Annotated in this window: 21 protein-coding genes; 3 read left to right on the forward strand and 18 right to left on the reverse strand. The window is 66.0% G+C overall.

Going from position 1 to position 18,773, the window contains the following annotated elements:
- Window positions 1-11: 11 nt before the first annotated feature.
- The 14 genes from NX782_RS01200 to NX782_RS01265 all read right to left on the reverse strand — a co-directional run bounded on the left by NX782_RS01200 (window position 12) and on the right by NX782_RS01265 (window position 12,148).
- On the reverse strand, window positions 12-1,691 hold the full coding sequence (locus tag NX782_RS01200) for a 4Fe-4S binding protein (protein ID WP_258843652.1): 1,680 nt from the start codon (window positions 1,689-1,691) through the stop codon (window positions 12-14).
- On the reverse strand, window positions 1,688-2,239 hold the full coding sequence (locus tag NX782_RS01205; RefSeq protein ID WP_258843653.1) for a DUF3306 domain-containing protein: 552 nt from the start codon (window positions 2,237-2,239) through the stop codon (window positions 1,688-1,690). Before NX782_RS01205 ends, NX782_RS01200 begins: the two co-directional genes overlap by 4 nt.
- A gap of 8 nt (window positions 2,240-2,247) precedes the next feature.
- On the reverse strand, window positions 2,248-2,688 hold the full coding sequence (locus NX782_RS01210; protein WP_258843654.1) for a DUF3305 domain-containing protein: 441 nt from the start codon (window positions 2,686-2,688) through the stop codon (window positions 2,248-2,250).
- A complete protein-coding gene (locus tag NX782_RS01215; RefSeq protein ID WP_258843655.1) occupies window positions 2,685-3,224 on the reverse strand; it encodes a hypothetical protein in 540 nt (179 codons plus the stop codon). Before NX782_RS01215 ends, NX782_RS01210 begins: the two co-directional genes overlap by 4 nt.
- A gap of 24 nt (window positions 3,225-3,248) precedes the next feature.
- The gene (locus tag NX782_RS01220; RefSeq protein WP_258843656.1) at window positions 3,249-3,698 is read right to left on the reverse strand and encodes a hypothetical protein; all 450 of its coding nucleotides are present in this window, start codon (window positions 3,696-3,698) and stop codon (window positions 3,249-3,251) included.
- A complete protein-coding gene (locus NX782_RS01225) occupies window positions 3,695-4,795 on the reverse strand; it encodes a formate dehydrogenase subunit gamma (RefSeq protein WP_258843657.1) in 1,101 nt (366 codons plus the stop codon). Before NX782_RS01225 ends, NX782_RS01220 begins: the two co-directional genes overlap by 4 nt.
- Window positions 4,796-4,805: 10 nt before the next feature.
- Window positions 4,806-5,018, reverse strand: a complete 213-nt coding sequence (locus NX782_RS01230) for a hypothetical protein (protein WP_258843658.1) — start codon at window positions 5,016-5,018, stop codon at window positions 4,806-4,808.
- A complete protein-coding gene (fdh3B, locus tag NX782_RS01235; RefSeq protein ID WP_258843659.1) occupies window positions 5,015-5,686 on the reverse strand; it encodes a formate dehydrogenase FDH3 subunit beta in 672 nt (223 codons plus the stop codon). The genes NX782_RS01230 and fdh3B overlap by 4 nt, the downstream gene beginning before the upstream one ends.
- A 62-nt stretch (window positions 5,687-5,748) precedes the next feature.
- Entirely contained in the window at window positions 5,749-8,571 is a 2,823-nt protein-coding gene (locus NX782_RS01240; RefSeq protein ID WP_258843660.1) for a formate dehydrogenase subunit alpha, read from the reverse strand.
- 18 nt (window positions 8,572-8,589) lie between these two features.
- The gene (locus tag NX782_RS01245) at window positions 8,590-8,811 is read right to left on the reverse strand and encodes a formate dehydrogenase (RefSeq protein WP_258843661.1); all 222 of its coding nucleotides are present in this window, start codon (window positions 8,809-8,811) and stop codon (window positions 8,590-8,592) included.
- Between the two features lie 8 nt (window positions 8,812-8,819).
- Window positions 8,820-9,497, reverse strand: a complete 678-nt coding sequence (locus NX782_RS01250) for a TorD/DmsD family molecular chaperone (protein ID WP_258843662.1) — start codon at window positions 9,495-9,497, stop codon at window positions 8,820-8,822.
- A gap of 78 nt (window positions 9,498-9,575) precedes the next feature.
- Window positions 9,576-9,698 (reverse strand): DUF2474 domain-containing protein, encoded by a 123-nt coding sequence (locus NX782_RS01255; RefSeq protein ID WP_258843663.1) that lies wholly within the window; start codon window positions 9,696-9,698, stop codon window positions 9,576-9,578.
- Window positions 9,698-10,705, reverse strand: coding sequence for a cytochrome d ubiquinol oxidase subunit II (cydB, locus tag NX782_RS01260; RefSeq protein ID WP_258843665.1), 1,008 nt, complete (start codon window positions 10,703-10,705; stop codon window positions 9,698-9,700). Before cydB ends, NX782_RS01255 begins: the two co-directional genes overlap by 1 nt.
- A gap of 15 nt (window positions 10,706-10,720) precedes the next feature.
- On the reverse strand, window positions 10,721-12,148 hold the full coding sequence (locus NX782_RS01265; protein ID WP_258843666.1) for a cytochrome ubiquinol oxidase subunit I: 1,428 nt from the start codon (window positions 12,146-12,148) through the stop codon (window positions 10,721-10,723).
- 164 nt (window positions 12,149-12,312) lie between these two features.
- Here NX782_RS01265 and fnr point away from each other — a divergent pair, with 164 nt between their 5' ends.
- Together fnr and NX782_RS01275 are read left to right on the forward strand one after the other, a co-directional pair.
- On the forward strand, window positions 12,313-13,083 hold the full coding sequence (gene fnr, locus NX782_RS01270; protein ID WP_258843667.1) for a fumarate/nitrate reduction transcriptional regulator Fnr: 771 nt from the start codon (window positions 12,313-12,315) through the stop codon (window positions 13,081-13,083).
- Window positions 13,084-13,090: 7 nt separating this feature from the next.
- The gene (locus NX782_RS01275; RefSeq protein ID WP_258843668.1) at window positions 13,091-13,663 is read left to right on the forward strand and encodes a hypothetical protein; all 573 of its coding nucleotides are present in this window, start codon (window positions 13,091-13,093) and stop codon (window positions 13,661-13,663) included.
- Here the strand turns inward: NX782_RS01275 and NX782_RS01280 are convergent.
- Together NX782_RS01280 and NX782_RS01285 are read right to left on the reverse strand one after the other, a co-directional pair.
- Window positions 13,660-14,178, reverse strand: a complete 519-nt coding sequence (locus NX782_RS01280) for a 3-hydroxyacyl-CoA dehydrogenase NAD-binding domain-containing protein (RefSeq protein WP_258843669.1) — start codon at window positions 14,176-14,178, stop codon at window positions 13,660-13,662. The two genes, NX782_RS01275 and NX782_RS01280, sit on opposite strands and share 4 nt — an antisense overlap.
- Window positions 14,179-14,243: 65 nt before the next feature.
- Window positions 14,244-15,833 carry an isocitrate lyase gene (locus tag NX782_RS01285; protein WP_258843670.1) on the reverse strand — a complete coding sequence of 530 codons (1,590 nt, stop codon included), beginning with the start codon at window positions 15,831-15,833 and terminating at the stop codon, window positions 14,244-14,246.
- Window positions 15,834-16,122: 289 nt separating this feature from the next.
- Here NX782_RS01285 and NX782_RS01290 point away from each other — a divergent pair, with 289 nt between their 5' ends.
- Window positions 16,123-16,437 carry an EthD family reductase gene (locus NX782_RS01290; protein ID WP_258843671.1) on the forward strand — a complete coding sequence of 105 codons (315 nt, stop codon included), beginning with the start codon at window positions 16,123-16,125 and terminating at the stop codon, window positions 16,435-16,437.
- Window positions 16,438-16,487: 50 nt separating this feature from the next.
- Here the strand turns inward: NX782_RS01290 and NX782_RS01295 are convergent, their stop codons facing one another.
- Together NX782_RS01295 and NX782_RS01300 are read right to left on the reverse strand one after the other, a co-directional pair.
- Window positions 16,488-16,745 (reverse strand): hypothetical protein, encoded by a 258-nt coding sequence (locus NX782_RS01295; RefSeq protein ID WP_258843672.1) that lies wholly within the window; start codon window positions 16,743-16,745, stop codon window positions 16,488-16,490.
- A 153-nt stretch (window positions 16,746-16,898) separates the two neighbouring features.
- Window positions 16,899-18,773, reverse strand: coding sequence for a DUF885 domain-containing protein (locus NX782_RS01300; RefSeq protein WP_258843673.1), 1,875 nt, complete (start codon window positions 18,771-18,773; stop codon window positions 16,899-16,901).

Genomic DNA, 18,773 nt, shown 5'->3' on the forward strand with positions numbered 1-18,773 from the left:
GGGTGCCCACCCTACGAACGTCGTAATTCTTTCACTTCGCCGATCGACATCTCGTCCTTCGGCGTCATCATGTCGATCACGCGGCAGTCGCCGCACATGCGCATGCGGTCCAGGTTGCCGGCGAAGGCCGGGTGCGAGGCCAGGCGCGCCAGCATGGTCTCGACCATGCGCAGCGTGCCGAAAGGCTTGCTGCAGCGGATGCAGTGGAAGGGCTGGGTTTCGTTCAGCACCACGGTCTGCTTGCGTGTCTCCGTCAGGTTCATGCGCGGCACCAGGCGGATCGCATCTTCCGGGCAGGTGGTTGCGCACAGGCCGCACTGCACGCAATTCTTTTCGACGAAGCGCAGCTGGGGCGCATTCTGGCCATCCATCAGCGCCGAACTCGGGCAGGCGCCGACGCAGGACATGCACAGGCTGCAGGCGGCGCTGTCCACCGCCAGCGTGCCGAAGGGCGCGCCGGCCGGCAGCGCGATCTGCTCGGCCTTGACCGGCGCGTGCTTGACCAGGTGGTCGAGCGCATAATCCAGCGTGTTGCGCTTGTCGGCGGCGATGTTGAAACCGGCCGGTTGAGGCGGCACCTCGCCGCGCGGCGCGTGCTGCAGCGCCACCGCCAGTTCGTCAGGGCTGCTCACCCGCAGCAATTGCAGGTGCGGGCCGGCATAGCCGAGACCGTCGAGGATGGCCTGGGCGATCTCCATCTGCTGGCCGAGCGCGGCCGCGTACTGGGGCGCTTCGGCCTCCGTCGTCAAGACCGTGATGCCGGACGCGCCATAGGCCAGCGCGCTGAGCCAGACGTCGATGCCGGTCGATGCCGTGTGATGCAGACCCAGCGGCAGCAGGCGGCCGGGAACGGCTTCGCCCAGCTGGGCCAGCAGCGCGGCGCCTTCGAGGCCGTGCAGCAGCAGCACCGGTTCCTCGCCGCCGGCCTGCGCATAGGCCTGCAGCACGGTCTTGATGCGCCCGCCCGTGTGGCTGGCGGCCGGGTAGGCGTAGGAAATCGCGCCGGTCGGGCAGACCGTGGTGCAGGCGCCGCAGCCGGCGCACAGGTAAGGATTCACCTTGATCAGGTCGCCGGCACCTTCGATGGCGCCGGCCGAGCAGATCTCGACGCAGGCATTGCAGCCGACCAACTGGTTGCGGCTATGGGCGCACAGGCGCTCCTTGTAGCTGAAGTATTTCGGCTTTTCGAATTCGCCGACCATCTCCAGCAGCTCTTCGACGGCTTCCGCGCGCGCAGCCTCGTCCGGGCCCGGCGCGTAGTAGCCGTGCGGACGCTGGTGGGTGCCGATCTGCGGCACCGCCCCGAGATCCAGCACCAGGTCGAACTTGCCGTGTTCGGGCGCGCGCTTGGGCGCCTGCCAGGTCGCCTGGAAGGCGCCCAGCCAGCCGGACAGCACCACCGCGCGCACCGCGAACACCGGGTAGATGCGCATTGGTGGCCGGGTTGCCTGGTCGGCATCCAGCAGCAGCACGGTCACGTTGAGGCCGCCGGCCAGGCGGTCGGCCCAGGGCAAGGCCTGTTCGCTGCTGCCGATGACCAGGGTATGGCCGGCCGACTTGTAGCCGACCGTGTCGAGCGCCTCGGGCGCTTCGATGCCGGCGAGCGAGGCGATGGCGGCCGTCCTGGCGAGCAGGTTTCTCGCCTCGCGGGCCGGATCGGCACCCTGCCCTTCGATGAAACGGATATTCATTGTGTCTCTTGTTCAGGTGGTTGTTGTGTTTGTGTTTGTGTTTCGGTTTTTGCGTCGTCTTCCTGCTCCGGCTTCTCCTCGAGCATGCTCGCGAACACGCTCTTGGCGTGCTCGAGCGAGGCCAGCATGGCTTCCGACATGGGGCTGGGCTTGGTGTAATCGTCGATATAGACGTCCAGCTTGTCCATCACATTGAAATGCGGATCGGCGAACAGCTTCTTCAGCGCGCTGCGGCGCACCGCCTGGTCGACGCCGCGCGCGACGAAGGCGGAAAAGTCGGCGTCCTTGTCCAGCCTGGCGACGTCTTCCATGGTGGGCAGCGGGCGCGCCGGCGCAGGTTCCGGGGTCGGGGCGGGCGCCGGTGCCGGCTGGCGGGCTGCGGTGTCGGCCGCCAGTGCCGTTGCCGCCGGCATGGCGGGCTGCTGGCCTCCCAGCGAGGGCACCGGCGCCAGCGCCGAGTCTGGCAAGGGTGCGTGCGTGTCGCGACCCTCGGTCTGCACTTCGGCTTTGCGGCGCGCCCAACGGCGCAGGAAACCTTCTTCGGCCATGCGCTTCCTTATCCGTGCTGGCGGCCGCGGCGCGGCTTGGGCTGGTAGTGTTCGCGCAGGTAGCCGGCCACCCAGGCATAGATATCGGCCGGCATGGTCACGCCGTCGGCGTTCTCGCCGGAGTCGAACATGCGGGTGCCCTCGACATAGCTGACCGAGGCCCGCACCGGCATCGCCCGGCCCTCTTCCATGCGCCACAACACGAAGACCTTCGACTCGGGCGCCATCACGTTCTCGAAATAGCCTTCGTTCTCGTCCGGGTACAGTTCCAGCTCCAGGCCCGAGACCAGGTAGTAGTCGCGCTCCGGCGACTGGCTCAGCATCTGCACCTGCGGCAGGTTGCCACGGTCGGGCACGACGCCCACCGCTTCCCAGGCTTCATCAGCCCAGATGTGCTTGACGCTGCGGCGCTGCATCAGCACCGCGATCGGCATGCTGCCCATCTTCATTTGTTCTTCACGTCAGGCGTGCCTTTGTCGACGGTCGGTTTGGCATTGCTCGGCTGGGCGCGGGTCGGCGCCTTCTTGACGTCCTCGCTCGGCGGTGCGGTGCCCAGTTTTTCGCTCTTGACCCCAGGGTTGGCGGCCGTCTGGCCCGCGACCGTGGTGGCGCCAGCGCCCAGCGTGCCGGGCGGTGCGGTCGCCGGACCGGCGGTCGTGACCGGCGCGCCACCCGCGGCGGGCGCAGCGGCCGGCGCCGCAGCCGCGATCGCCACCGCCGGATGGGTCTTCCAGCCTTCCTGCGCCGCGCGCGTGCGCCAGCGCGCGGTGACGGCATCCATCGACGCCGCCAGGCTGGCCTTGTCCTTGGCCGCCTGGGCGTCGGCGGCGGCTTTCTTGGCGGCAGCCGCCTGCTGCTGGGCCGGGGTCGGCTGCGGCAGCGCGGCCCAGGCGACGCTGGCCAGCAGCAGGCCGGCAATCAGCACCGCCGCCTTGAGCGCGGGGTGCCGGCCGGTGTGCTTTTTCGATAAATGGGTAGTCCTCATGGCCTGGTCCTCCATACTCGGCTGTCAGCGCCCCGGCGCGGCGCTGTTCGCGCCCGGATCGCGGTGGGCGGCGGCCGGCTGCGGCGCCGGCGTGGCCTCGGGCTTCACCGGGTTGTTGCCGCTGTCGCCGGAATTCGTCTGGGTGGCGCCGCTCTGGGCCGCGGTGCCGCTGGACGGCGTGCTCACGCCGCTGCTCGGGCCCTGGCCGGTTTCGCGGGTGCTGCCGCCGGTGCCGGCGCCGGAGGTATTGCCGCCGGAGCCGCCGGCGATGCCCGGCGTGCCGCCCGCATAGGTGGCATCGGTCTTCGGTCCGCCGTTACGCGCCATCACCTGGCCGCTGGTGCCGCCGCCGGCCGAGACCATGCCCGGGAACTTGGTTTCGCGCATGGCTTCGTCGCCGTGCTGCTTGCAGCCGGCCGCGCTCAGCAGCAACGCCGCCGCACCCGCATGCATAAGAAAAACTAATGCTTTCATGGCCGCACTCCTGGAGGCAGGTCACGCGGCGCCCCGCCGGCAGGCGGATGGTCGGCCGGCGGCTCGCGCTTGTCAAAAGTGCCGACCGGTACGCCGGCTTTCACCTCGTCGTACCAGATGCCGTGGTGGGAACGGGCCCAGGCTTCGTCGACGTCGCCGTGGCGCATCGCGTGGTAGGCGCCCGGCGTACCCCAGGTGCCGATGTAGATATGGCCCATGGCAGCGGCGATGTAGAAGGTGGCGCCGATCAGGTGCAGGTAGTTGGCGACCTGCAGCACATAGCGGGTCTGGCCGAAGCCGATGAAGTCCAGCAGCAGGCCGCTGATCGACATCACCAGGCCCAGCAGGGTCACGCCCAGCCAGAACCAGCTCTTCTCGCCGGCATTGAAGAAGCCGGCCGGCACGTGCTCGTGGGTCAGCATGCCGCCGCCCTTCCTGATCCACAGCCAGTCGATTTTCCGGAAGAAGTTGCGGCGCAGGAAGGTGAAGAACATCAGCACCGAGCACACGATGAACAGCGGGCCGACGAAGTTGTGCAGGTATTTGAAAATGTAGGCGATGAAGGCGAAGATGTCGTGCCCGAGCAGCGGGATCAGCAGCTTCTTGCCGAACAGGATCACGATCCCGGTCACGGCCAGGATGATGAAGGTGATCGCGGTGGCCCAGTGGATGTTGCGCTCCCAGGACGTGAAGCGCTGGATGCGGCGTCCGGTGTCGGGGTCGGAAGTCAGTTTACCGATCAGCTTGGCGACCAGCAGGATGGCGACCAGCGCCAGCACCAGGATGGTGCCGGACAGCGTGGCCAGCGGGCCGTTACGCCACACGCGCCACTGGTTGCCGCCGCGCTGGACGATGACCGTGCCTTCCTTGCTGCCGTACTGGCCGAGGTAATGGCGGTCGACGTGCACGCGGCCGGAATCCTTGTTGGCCAGGCCCGGTTCGGGCGACTTCGAATCCCGCTCCGCCTGCAGGATGGTCTGCTCTTCGGCATACGCCGGTTCGGCGCGGTTGTTGGGCACGCCCGCCCAGGCCGAGGACAGGCTGAAGGCCATCACCAGGGCAATCAGGCAGGACAATAACCAGTTGGATGATCGCATGGTCGGCTCCTCAGGGATTGGCCCGGTTGTATTCGTTCTGGTGCTGGTTGCGGTTGCTGATCGTGCCCCACCAGGACAGCTTGTCGTGGTGGAAGTGCACGTCGTACTGGCGGTTGTCCTTCTTGCCCGCGTACTGGCCCTTGACCCAGTGCGGATGCTGGTCGACCTCCAGGCAGCCGGCCAGGAAGGCCAGCGGTGCCAGGATCAGGAAGAGTCGCTTCATGGCAGCAGCCTCCCCTCGTCATTCTGCGAATCCTTGAGGTTCTGGTTCTCGCGCGGGCCCTGGCCGGTGGCCTGGATATTGCCGCCGCGCTTGGGCTTGCCGTAGGCGATCTTCCAGCCCCACAGTTCCGGGCCGTAGCCGCGGGTTTCGACGCGCTGGCGGTAGATGTCGGCGATCACCCCGGCATCGCCGCCGATCAGGGCCTTGGTGCCGCACATCTCGGCGCAGGCCGGCAGCTTGCCTTCGGCGATGCGGTTGCGGCCGTACTTCTTGAACTCGGCTTCCGAGGTGTCCGGTTCCGGGCCGCCGGCGCAGAAGGTGCACTTGTCCATCTTGCCGCGGTGGTTGAACAGGCCGGTTTCCGGGAACTGCGGCGCGCCGAAGGGACAGGCGTAATAGCAGTAGCCGCAGCCGATGCACTGGTCCTTCGAGTGCAGCACGATGCCGTCCTCGGTGTGGTAGATGCAATTGACCGGGCACACCGCCAGGCAGGGCGCGTCGGTGCAGTGCATGCAGGCCATCGAGATCGAGCGTTCGCCGGGAATGCCGTCGTTGATGGTCACCACGCGGCGCCGGTTCACGCCCCAGGGCGTTTCGTGCTCGTTCTTGCAGGCCGTCACGCAACCGTTGCAGTCGATGCAGCGCTCGGTGTCGCAGATAAATTTCATTCGTGCTGACATAGTTCCCCCAAACCTTGGGCCCCCGCCTGCGCGGGGGCGACCTATTTTTTTCAAGCGCGCACCAGGCGGCACATCGATACTTTGGTTTCCTGCATCATGGTCACGGCGTCGTAACCGTAGGTCCAGCCGGTGTTGACGGCCTCGCCGCGCACGGTCGGGGCGCCGCCTTCCGGGTAATGTTTTTCGAGGTCCTCGCCCATCCACCAGCCGCCGAAGTGGAACGGCATCCACACCAGGCCCTGCGGCACGCGCTGGGTGACCATCGCCATCAGCTTCAGGCGCGCGCCGGTCGGGGTTTCGACCCACATGAAGTCGCCCAGCTTGACGCCGATCTGGGCGGCATCGTTCGGATTGACCTCGCAGAACATGTTCTGCTGCAGCTCGGCCAGCCAGGGGTTGGAACGGGTTTCCTCGCCGCCGCCCTCGTACTCGACCAGGCGGCCGGAGGTCATGATCAGCGGGTAGTCCTTCGAGAAGTCGACCTGCTGCACCGACTTGTACAGCGTCGGCAGGCGCCAGAAGGCGGCCTTGTCGTCGTAGGTCGGGTATTTCGCGACCAGGTCGCGGCGCGGCGAGACCAGCGGTTCGCGGTGGGTCGGGATCGGGTCCGGGAAGTTCCAGACGTTGGCGCGCGCCCGCGCATTGCCCCAGGGTGCGCAGCCGTGGGCGATCACCACGCGGATGATGCCGCCCGAGAGGTCGGTCTTCCAGTTCTTGCCTTCGGCGGCAATCTGCTCTTCCGGCGTCAGGTCGCCCCACCAGCCCAGCTTTTTCAGGAACACATGGTCGAACTCGGGATAGCCGACGTCCAGTTCGCTGTCCTTGTTCGTCGAGCCGTCGGCGGCCAGCAGGCTCTCGCCGTTGTGCTCGACGCCCCAGTTGGCGCGGAACGGCAGGCCGCCCTCGGCCACCGATTTGCTGAGGTCGTACAGGATGGGCGTGCCCGGATGCTTCATTTCCGGCGTGCCCCAGCACGGCCACGGCAGACCGTAGTAGTCGCCCTTGCACGGCCCATCGTCGGCGCGCATCGTGGTCGGGTTGAAGGTGTGCTTGTTCTGCATGTGCAGCTTGAGGCGCTCCGGCGAGCAGCCGGTGTAGCCGATGGTCCAGCAGGAGCGGTTAATCTCGCGCAGGATGTCCTCGATCACCGGCTCGTTGTTGACCACCTTGATGTTCTTGACCAATTGCTCGGCGAAGCCCAGCTTCTTGGCGAACAGGTACATGATCTCGTGGTCGGTCTTGCACTCGAACAGCGGCTGGATCACGCGCTCGCGCCACTGGATCGAGCGGTTCGACGCCGTGACCGAACCCTGGCACTCGAACTGCGAGGCCGCCGGCAGCAGGTAGACGCCGTTCTCGCGGCCGTGCATCGATGCCGTCATGCTCGGGTACGGGTCGATCACGACCAGCATGTCGAGCTTCTGCATCGCCTTCTTCATGTCCGGCAGGCGGGTCTGGCTGTTCGGCGCGTGGCCCCAGTAGAACACCGCGCGCAGGTTGCTCGGCTGGTCGACGTACTGGTTATCCTCCAGCACCGCGTCGTACCAGCGCGAGACCGTGATACCCGGCTTTTCCATCAGCTCCTTGGATCCGAAGCGCGACTTGATCCAGTCGTAATCGACACCCCAGACGTTGGCGAAGTGCTTCCAGGCGCCTTCGGCGATGCCGTAATAGCCCGGCAGCGAATCGCCGTTCGGACCGACGTCGGTGGCGCCCTGCACGTTGTCGTGGCCGCGGTAGATGTTGGCGCCGCCGCCGGTCTTGCCGATGTTCCCCAGCGCCAGCTGCAGGATCGACAGCGCGCGCACGTTGGCGGTGCCGACGTGGTGCTGGGTGATGCCCATGCACCAGACCACCGACGACGGCCGGTTCTTGGCCAGCATCTCGGCCGCCATGCGCACGCTGGCTTCCGGCACGCCGGTCACGTCGGTCACCTTATCGGGCGTCCACTTCGCGACTTCCTTGCGCACGTCGTCCATGCCGTAGGTACGGGCGGCGATGTATTCCTTGTCTTCCCAGCCGTTCTCGAAGATGTGCCAGAGGATGCCCCACACCAGCGGGATATCGGTGCCGGGACGCACGCGCACGTAGTGGTGGGCGAAGCGCGCCGTGCGCGTGAAGCGCGGGTCCACCACGATCATCTTGGCGCCCAGCTCCTTCGCGTGCAGGAAGTGCAGCATCGAGATCGGGTGCGCCTCGGCCGGGTTCGAGCCGATGAACATCACGGCCTTGCTGTAGTGCAGGTCGTTGAAGGAGTTCGTCATCGCGCCGTAGCCGAAAGTCTGGGCCACGCCGGCGACCGTGGTCGAGTGGCAGATGCGCGCCTGGTGGTCGCAGTTATTGCTGCCCCAGAACGAGACGAACTTGCGCAGCAGGTAGGCCTGCTCGTTGTTGTGTTTCGAAGAGCCGATGACCATCAGCGCATCCGGACCGGACTTCTGCCTGAGCTCGATCAGCTTGTCGCCGATCTCGTTGATGGCCTGGTCCCAGGAGATGCGCTCGTACTTGCCGTTGACCAGCTTCATCGGATAGCGCAGGCGGTGCTCGCCGAAGCCGTGCTCGCGCACCGAGGCGCCCTTCGCGCAGTGCGCGCCCATGTTGATCGGCGAATCGAAGGCCGCTTCCTGGCGTACCCAGACGCCGTTGCTCACCACCGCCTCCACCGAGCAGCCGACCGAGCAGTGGCTGCAGACGGTGTGCTTGATCTCGGTTTTCGGCGCTTCCGTGGCGGCCGGATCGGCGGCCGCGGCCGGCTCGATGACGTTCAGCGGCAGGTGGCGCGCAACGGCGGCCGCACCGGCCGTGACGCCGGCACCGACCAGGAATTTGCGTCGTTTCAGCCCGCTGTCGCGCGAAGTCTTCACCAGGGTCATGGCTGCTCTTCCTTTGAATTACCAGTATGCGGCCGTCTGGTAGTAACGGCGGATGTGTTCGGTCTCGTGGTAGCCCTTGGGCTTGGGCGCTGGTTCGGGCGCCGGCGCGGGCGCTGGGGCCGTCTCGGCTGCGCTGGCGCGCGCCGCCACCACCGCCAGGGCGCCCAGCGGCGCGGCCTTCAACAGGCTGCGGCGGGCGGGATCGGGCGCGGGTTCGGGAAGTTTCACGTCGTTGGCCATGGTGTTCCTCATGCGGCGATGGGTGTATCGGTATCGGCCGGCTGCCACATCGCGAACGCGAGGGCTTCGACCCCCAGGAAGGCGCCGGCGAAGGCAGCGACGACCCGGTAGAAATTGGCCGGTTCGGCGCCGGCGATGTCAGCCAGGCAGGTCGCGTACCAGGGCTGGATGTGGGTGCTGAAGATGCGCTTCTGCTCGTCCAGCGGCTGGCGCGCGATGCCGGGCGCGCCGGCGATCAGCACGCGCATGGTCTCGCACAGCGCGCCGAGGTGGTCTTCGAACTCGCCGACGCCGCGGGCGCGCGCAATGCGCAGCCGCGACAGGTCCTGGCGCAGTTCGGCCAGCGGCACGTCGTTCAGGTGGCCCGTCAGGTAGAAGGAGCCGTTGGGATTGATGAGCGGGTTGCCGGTGCTGATGAAGAGGTCCGCGAATTCGTCGGCGACGGCGCCGGCGTCCATCACGCTGGCGGCCTGGGTCAGCTTCAGCCAGGCTTCTTCGAGCGCGCGTCCGGCTTCGGCGAGACCGTCGGCGCGGATCGGCTCGGCGCTGCCCAGGGCCGCGAGCAGGCCGGCGTTCGGCGCGGCCAGCATCAGGCGTGCAATCAGTGCGTAAAAATCGGCCCGGGCCTGGTCCTCATCGGACAGGGGCAAGGCGATGGTTTGAAACGACGCGGAATCCTGTTGCACTGAGCGCTTCTCCCGTTAGCAAATCTTCACCGAAAGTATAGTCCCGGGGGAGCGAATAGACGCGCACGGTTGACGTCCCTAGCGCATGCCGGCCGCATGCATGAGTACCCGCAGCAGCCAGGCGACCGCGCCCAGCGCCGCCACGCCGCCCACCCACAGGGCCAGCATCCAGCCGAGGCGGCGCAGCCAGAGCGGGGCCATCAGTGGTAGCCCCCGGTATCGCCGACCTTGCCGCGGAACACGTAATACGACCAGCCGGTATAGGCCAGGATCAGCGGCAGCACGATCAGCGTGCCGACCAGTGCGAAACGCTGGGTGGCGGGCGGCGCGGCCGCTTCCCAGATCGTGATGTAGGGAGGGACGATGTGCGGCCAGATGCTGATCGCCATGCCCGTAAAGCCCAGCAGCACCAGCGCCAGCGCGGCGGCGAAAGGCTGGCGGAAGGGATCCTTCTTGAGCGCCCGCAGCAGCCAGAAGCTGGCGCCGGCCACCAGCAGCGGCACCGGCGAGAGCAGCAGCAGGTTCGGGAAGCTGAACCAGCGTTCGGCCACCCGGTGCTGGGACAGCGGGGTCCACACGCTGACCACGGCGATGGCGCCCAGCAGCAGCCAGGTGAAGGGCCGCGCCAGCTTCACCATGCGCTGGTGGAGTTCGCCCTCGGACTTCATGACCAGCCAGGTCGCGCCCAGCAGCGCGTAGGCGATCATCACGCCGCAGCCGGCCGCCAGCGGGAAAGGCGCAAACCAGTCGAGCGGTCCGCCGGCATAGCTGCGGCCCGATACCGGAATCCCGGACAGGAAGGCGCCCAGCGACACGCCCTGGAAAAAGGCCCCCACCGTCGAGCCGAGAATGAAGGCCAGGTCCCAGATCGGCCGCTCGCGGTCGTTGGCCTTGAAGCGGAATTCGAAGGCCACACCACGGAAGACCAGCCCCACCAGCATGAAGATCAGCGGCAGGTAGAGTCCCGGCAGGATCACCGCATAGGCCACCGGGAAGGCGGCCAGCAGCCCTTCCCCGCCCAGCACCAGCCAGGTTTCGTTGCCGTCCCAGATCGGCGCCACCGAATTCATCATCGTATCGCGCTCGCGCTTGCCCTTCACGAAGGGATACAGCATGCCGATGCCGAGGTCGAAGCCGTCCAGTACCACGTACATGAAGACGGAGAAGAAAATGATCGCAGCCCAGACCGCGGTGATGTCGAAATCCATGATCGCTGTGGTCGCTCAGGTGATGTTGTCTTCGTTGACCGAGGCATCGGCTTCCGGCACCGACAGCGGCCGCGCCGGCGTGCGTCCCCTGCCCGGCCCGCCCTGCGGGATGCGCGTGGTGTCGAAGGCCTGCGGCCCCTTGCGCACCAGCCGCAGCACGTAGGCGATGCCGACCCCGAACACGAACAGGTAGGCGACCACGAACAGGGCCAGGCTCAGGGCCAGCGGCGCCGCCGAAATCTTCGAGGCGCCGTCCGCGGTGCGCAGCACGCCATAGACGATCCAGGGCTGGCGCCCGACCTCGGTGGTGATCCAGCCGGCCAGCACCGCCAGCAAGCCGGCCGGCCCCATCCACTTGGCCATGGTCAGGAAGCGGCGGTCCTCGAACAAGCGTTTTTTGTGGCGCAGCCACAGGCTCCAGGCGCCCAGCGCGATCATTAACAGGCCCAGGCCGACCATCGTGCGGAAGCTCCAGAACAGGATCAGGGAATTCGGCCGCTCGTTCTTCGGGAATTCCTTCAAACCCTTGATCTGCCCGCCCCAGGTGTGGGTCAGGATCCAGCTGCCGACGCGCGGGATGCCGACCGCCAGCCTGGTTTCCTCGTCCTGCATCGACGGGATGCCGAACAAGAGCAGCGGCAGCGGTTTGTCGCCTTCGTTCTCCCAGTGGCCCTCCAGCGCCGCGATCTTGGCCGGCTGGTGTTTCAAGGTGTTCAGACCGTGCATGTCGCCCACCAGCGCCTGGATCGGCGCGACGATCAGCACCAGCCACATCGCCATCGACAGCATGGTGCGCACGGCTTCATTGCCGCGTCCCTTGAGCAGGTGCCAGGCAGCCGAACCGCCGACGAACAGCGCGGTCGACAGGAAGGCGGCGATCGCCATGTGCGTCAACCGGTACGGAAAGGAGGGATTGAAGACGATCTTGAGCCAGTCGACCGGCACCATGCGCCCCTCGACGATGGCATAGCCCTGCGGGGTCTGCATCCAGCTGTTGGCGCCGAGGATCCAGGAAGTCGAGATCAGCGTGCCCAGCGCCACCATGCAGGTGGCCAGGAAGTGCAGCCCGGGCCCGACCCGCGTCCAGCCGAACAGCATCACGCCGAGAAAACCGGCCTCCAGGAAGAAGGCGGTCAGCACCTCGTAGGCCAGCAGCGGCCCGGTGATGGCCCCGGCGTACTCGGAAAAATAGCTCCAGTTGGTGCCGAACTGGTAGGCCATGACGATGCCGGACACCACGCCCATGCCGAAGCAGACGGCGAAGATCTTCAGCCAGAAGTGGTACAGGTCGACGAAGACCTGGCGCTTGGTCTTCAGCCAGCACAGTTCCAGCACGGCCAGGTAGCTGGCCAGGCCAATGGTGATCGCCGGGAACAGGATGTGGAACGACATCGTGAAGGCGAATTGCAGGCGCGCCAGGTCCAATGCCGCCAAACCGAACATTGTGAGCTCCTCAAATTGTCGTGTGCAGAATCTAGCACGCGCCAGCCTGCGCACGATTGCCTGGGAGGCAAGTCTGGCCTGCGTTAAAATGCCGCAGGGTATGCCCAGTCTTGAACACGGGCCGTATAATCGCGAGTATTGACAGCAATCCGACGCAAGAATCGATGAGCCAGACTATCTCCTTCCCGAACGAGGGCAAGCCGCTGAACGTCCAGGCGCTCAAGGCGAGCTGCTCGGCTTGCAGCATGCACCAGCTCTGCCTGCCGATGGGCCTGGAAGACGCCGACATCGACCGCCTCGACAAGATCATCGGCCGGCGCCGCCGCGTCGCGCGCGACGAGCCGCTGTACCGCAAGGGCGATCCCTTCCGCAACCTGTACGCGGTGCGCTTCGGCCACTTCAAGACTTACCAGGTGAACGCCGCCGGCGAAACGCAGATCACCGGTTTCCAGATGGCCGGCGAGTTGCTGGGCATGGACGCGATCAGCACCGAACGCCACCAGTGCGACGCGGTGGCGCTGGAAGACAGCGAAGTCTGCGAGATCCCCTTCGCCAACCTGGAAGAATTGTTCGGTCAGGTGCCCACCCTGCTGCGCCACTTCCACCGCATGATGAGCACCGAGATCACGCGCGAGCAGAACGCCATGCTCTTGCTGGGCAATATGCGGGCCGAGCAGCGCTTCGCGGTCTTTTTGGTGAACAAGTCGGCGCGCTATGCCGCGCGCGGCTATTCGCCGACCCAGTTCGCCCTGCGCATGTCGCGCGAAGACATCGGCAATTACCTGGGTCTGACGATCGAAAGCATCAGCCGCCTGCTGTCGCGCTTCAAGAAGATGGGTCTGCTGAGCATCGATAAACGCGAGGTCACCCTGCTCGATCCGGCCCGCCTGAAAGCGCTGGCGGCCGGGACCGAGCAGTGCAGCCCGATGGCCTGACCCGGCAATGAAGGCGGCAGCAAGGCATCTCGCCCATGTCGGGATCACGCTGGTCAGTTTTTTGTTTCTCAACTGGCTGAACGAACTGGCCTTCATCCGCCTGGAGCAAAGCGCAGGCGTCAACTGGGTCTTCATCCCGGCCGGCATCCGCCTGCTGTCGACGCTGCTGTTCGGACTGGCCGGCTTCGAAGGCCTGCTGCTGGCCGGCCTCTACCTGAATTTCCACCATTTCTCGTTCGGCAGCGACTTCCGCGCCTGGAGCGGCGCCGTCGCCGGTGCGCTGGCGCCCTATCTGGCCTCGCTGTTCGCCAGGCACTGGTTCGACCTGCGGCCGCGCCTCAAGGGATTGACCCCGCGCCGCCTGCTGTTCACCGGGGCGCTGTGCGGGGTCATGAGCCCGGTGTTTCACCACGCGCTCGTGTGGGTACTGAGCGGGACCGTGGACTGGACCGCGCTCGCGGTGATGATCGTCGGCGACACCGTCGGCATCCTGATCGTGCTGACGGCCGCCAAGGGCGTGATTGCCCTGATTGAACGTCGTCATCCAGCGACGCAGGTCATGCGCCGCTGGACTTCCTAGGCAGCGAGCGCCGGACGCACGGCGTCCTGCAGGTGCTGCAAGAGCGCATTCAGCGCGCCCAGCGTGTCGGCGGACGTGTGCCTGGTTGGCACCACGCCCCACACCGTCGGCGCCGACTGGCCGACAAGCAGGCCGATCACCTCGCCGGAACGCCTGGTGCACCCGGCGATGGCATCGAGACCGAGCTCCGGCCTGCAGGTCGCCAGTATCGCGCCCAGGCGCGCCACCTGGTCGAGCCGCCGGAACACCGCCTCCTTGCCGGCCCGGTCGCCTTCCCCGGTATCGATGAGCAGGTCGCAGTCCTTCAGATGGTGGAAGTTGACCGTCGCCGCCAGCAGCGCCATGCAGCGCTCGCGTCCACCCGAGCGTACCTCCGCCAGTACCTTGTCGAGTGATGCGCGCTCGGCGTCGAACAGCGTGACCGGGATCCCGGCCTCGGCCAGACCCAGGGCGATGGCGCTGCTCGTGGCATTGGCGCCGACGATGCCCACCCGTCCGATTTGCATGTGATTCATGTGGCCTCCGTGATTCATGCAGCGTGGACAGGCCCGCCTTGGCGAGCCTGCCGCACTGCGCTTTCTCAGAACTGGTTCATGGTATTGAGCTTGCCGGATGCCTTCAGCGCCGCTTCGCCGCTGAAGTATTCCTTGTGGTCGTCGCCCAGGTCCGAGCCGGACATGTTCTGGTGCTTGACGCAGGCGATGCCCTGGCGGATTTCCTTGCGCTGCACGCCGGCCACATAGCCCAGCATGCCCTGCTCGCCGAAGTATTCCTTGGCCAGGTTGTCGGTCGACAGCGCGGCGGTGTGGTAGGTCGGCAGCGTGATCAGGTGATGGAAGATGCCGGCTTCGCGCGAGGCGTCGGCCTGGAAGGTGCGGATGCGCTCGTCGGCGATGCGCGCCAGTTCCGAATCGTCGTATTCGGCGCTCATCAGCTGCGAACGCTCGTAGCGCGACATGTCGGCACCCTCGGCCTTCATGCTGTCGAACACCTGCTGGCGGAAGTTCAGGGTCCAGTTGAACGAAGGGCTGTTGTTGTAGACCAGCTTCGCGTTCGGGATCACCTTGCGGATTTCCTTCACCATGCCGCCGATCTGGGCGATGTGCGGTTTTTCGGTCTCGATCCACAGCAGGTCGGCGCCGTTCTGCAGCGAGGTGATGCAGTCGAGGACGCAGCGCGCCTCGCCGGTGCCTTCGCGGAACTGGAACAGGTTGCTCGGCAGGCGCTTCGGACGCAGCAGCTTGCCGTCGCGCTTGATGACCACGTCGCCGTTGCCCATCGCGTCCAGCGAGACTTCTTCGACGTCGAGGAAGCTGTTGTACTGGTCGCCCAGGTCGCCCGGCTCGGCGGTGTAGGCGATCTGCTTGGTCAGGCCGGCGCCCAGCGAGTCGGTACGCGCCACGATCAGGCCCTCGTCCACGCCCAGCTCGAGGAAGGCGTAACGCACGGCGCGGATCTTGGCCAGGAAGTCTTCGTGCGGCACGGTGACCTTGCCGTCCTGGTGGCCGCACTGCTTCTCGTCCGAGACCTGGTTTTCGATCTGGATGCAGCAGGCGCCGGCTTCGATCATCTGCTTGGCCAGCAGGTAGGTCGCCTCGGCATTGCCGAAACCGGCATCGATGTCGGCGATGATCGGCACCACGTGGGTGACGAAGTTGTCGATCTTGTCCTGGATGGCGGCGCGCGCCGAGGTATCAACTGCGTCGGCGGCGTCGAGCTGGCGGAACAGGCCGCCGAGTTCGCGCGCATCGGCCTGGCGCAGGAAGGTGTACAGCTCCTTGATCAGTGCCGGCACCGCGGTTTTCTCGTGCATCGACTGGTCCGGCAGCGGGCCGAACTCCGAGCGCAGCGCGGCGATCATCCAGCCCGACAGGTAGAGGTAGCGGCGCTCGGTGCTATTGAAGTGCTTCTTGATGGAGATCATCTTCTGCTGGCCGATGAAGCCGTGCCAGCAACCCAGCGATTGGGTGTATTGCGAAGGATCGGCATCGTAGGCGGCCATGTCGCGGCGCATGATGCCGGCCGTATAGCGGGCGATGTCGAGGCCGGTCTGGAAGCGGTTCTGGGCACGCATGCGGGCCGCGGACTCGGGGTTGATCGCATGCCAGCCCTCGCCCTGCTGTTGCTTGAGACTGGTGATGGCCTGGATATCGTTCTGGTACTGGGACATGGTGACACTCCATTAAAGATGAATCGAAATCGGATGCATTCATCATAGGGCCAGCACAGGTGTTTCTCTTCTGTCTTATATAAGACTTAGAACGATTTTTTTATCCTTTCATTTCAACGCCTTACGTTTATTATTTCGCAATATGGAAAGCTGTTTTGCGCAGCGAGATTTTTTTGTGCACCGCAACGACCGAAAAATCCACATTATGAAACGTGGTTTGACCGTGTGAAAAAAACGGCGCAGGATGGCGCCGTATTCCTCAGCCAACCACCACCCGAAGGAGACGACGATGATCAAGGTAAGCGTGATGTATCCCAACAGCCCCGACGCCCAGTTCGACGACGCCTATTACCGCGACCGGCACATGCCCATGGTGAAGCGCTTGATGGGGGATTACTGCAAGTTCTATACGGTCGACAAGGCGCTCGCCAAAGGCAGCGCCGATGCGAACGCGCCGTATATCGCCATGGGGCATCTGTTCTGCGACTCGGTCGAGGCTTTCCAGGCCGGGTTCGGGCCGCATACGGCGGAGATCATGGGGGATATTCCGAATTACACTAACCAGAAGCCGGTGATTCAGATGAGCGAAGTGGTGGTTGGGTAAACGCAGCCGGGCCGGTTCTTTCGAAGCGGCCCGGCTGCTGTTCCTGTCGTTCAGATCCTATCAGGCATCAGTTGCCATTCAGAAGTAGGTGACATTTGCGCGGCGACTTTTTCGAGTGCCGCGCGCGCATCCTTGAGACTCATGTCACGCAAGTTGCAATAAACGTTATGGGTCTGCGGCGCCGTGGATGGCGCTTGGCGAACCCAGTCGCAATCAGAGAGAACGTGCTGGGACGCGGTAAGAAATTGTTGAACCTCGGCATCGGTAGCGCGCGAGACGTACAAAGTATGGGTTGTTGGGTTGCTCATGGCGGCTAGTTCTTTCAGGTAAAGTTGTTGGCGGTATCTCGTGCGTCTCTACAAGCGCACGAGCGCATTCTGCCCCAGCAATTCGTCCGCAAGTCTCTCTAAAAATAACAAGCTGGCGAAAGCAACCGCTATCACCTATCCGTTACGCTGTCTTCAAGCCTTCTTCTGCTGCGCCACCCAGCGCTGCACGATCTCGCCCAGCACGTCCAGCGGCACCGAACCGTTCTTCAGCACCACGTCGTGGAAGGCCGGCAGCGAGAACTTGTCGCCGAGTTCCTTCCTGGCCTGGTCGCGCAGTTCGAGGATGCGCAGCATGCCGACCATGTAGGCGCAGGCCTGGCCCGGCCAGGCCACGTAGCGCTCCACCTCCTGGGCGCCGATGCCGTAGTCGATCGCCTGCTGGCGGGTCCAGCCCTTGGTGTGCAGGCCGGTATCGACCACCAGGCGGCGCGCGCGGAACAGTTCCGAACCCAGTGCCCCCAGCAGGCCCGGCACATCGCCCTCGTACCAGCCCTGCTCCACCGCCAGGCGCTCGGCGTACAAGGCCCAGCCTTCGCTGTGGGCGCTGCCGCCGCCGAAGATGCGCTGGGCGCGGAACTTCGGCAGATCGCTGCGCTCCTGCTGGATCGCCAGTTGGAAGTGGTGGCCCGGCACCGCTTCGTGGTAGGACAGGCTGCGCATGCGGACCATGTCGAAGCTCGGGCCGCGCATCGGCACCCAGAAGATGCCGGGACGGCTGCCGTCCGGCGCCGGCAGGCTGTAGTGGGCGGCGGCCGACGGCTCGGTCAGCGGCGGTTCGCGGCGCACCTCGACCGGCGCACGCGGCGTCAGGTTGAAGATCGCCTTGCTGCGCCGTTCGGCGTCGGCCACCATCGCCACGTACTTCTCGAGGATCGCCGGACGCGGGTCTTCGCCGGCGGCGACCTTCGGCTGGAAGCTGGCGTCGAGCTTCTTCATGCGCTCCTCGATCGAGCCTTCGGTGTAGCCGAGGGAACGCAGGTGGCGGTCCATCTCGCCCTCGATGCGTGCGACTTCGCGCAGGCCGATCTCGTGGATCTGCTCCGCCGTCAGGCTGGTGCTGGTGTAGGTCTTGAGGGCCTGCTGGTAGGCCGCCAGGCCGCCCGGCAGGCGGTCGATGCCGGCGCGGTCGGTGGTGCGCGGGTGGATCTCGGCCATGAAGGCTTGCACGCGCTGGTAGGCCGGGCGGATCTTCTCCTCGACGATGCGGGCAGCGCCCGACACCGCCTTGGCGCGCACCGGTTCCGGCACGTCGGCCAGCTTGGCCAGGCGCTGGTCGAGCGTGGTCACCAGCACGTTCTGGCCGGCTTCGGGCTTCAGGAACAGGTCGACCTGGTACTGGGCGCGCTCGAGGATGAAGCGCGGCGGGATCAAGCCCTTGGCGGCGGCTTCCCTGGCCCGCACCAGCGCTTCGTCGATGCGCGGGCCGACCTGCTCCAGCCGCGCCATGTAGCCGGTGAGGTCGGACGCGCGGCGCAGCGGGTGGGTGTTGGTCATGAAGTTCACCAGGCCGACCTGCACGCCGCTGAACTGGTTGAACACGAAGCTGTAATCCTCGAACGGTTCGCTGGCGACCGTGTTGGCCAGGCTCCAGCGCATCACCGAGGCCGAGGTGCGCTGCTCTTCGCCGAGCGGACCGGCCAGGAAGGCGTCCAGGCGCGCGACCCCGCTCTTCGCCAGCTCGATCATCTTGCGGCGCTGCTCGCGCGTCATCGGCGTCAACTGCCGGTCCAGCGCGTCCTGCTGCGCGCCCGCGAAATACTGGGTCGAGGTGGCCAGCTGCGGGTTGGCGCGTACCCAGTCTTCGGCAAAGCGATCGGCCCAGGTGTCGAAGGCTTTGTTGGGCTTGTCGGCGGCAGCTTTCGCCTCGGGCTCGGCGGCCTTGACGGCAGGTTTGGCGTCGGCAGCGACGGCCTGCGGCATGACGGCGATCAGGGTCAGCGGCAGGAACAGCGAAGCGATGGCGGTGCGCCGCAGGGTGTGCAGGGCGCGCGAACGGGTCTGGGGCAT

This window comes from Massilia norwichensis (genome assembly GCF_024753245.1).
Classification (GTDB): domain Bacteria; phylum Pseudomonadota; class Gammaproteobacteria; order Burkholderiales; family Burkholderiaceae_D; genus Telluria; species Telluria norwichensis.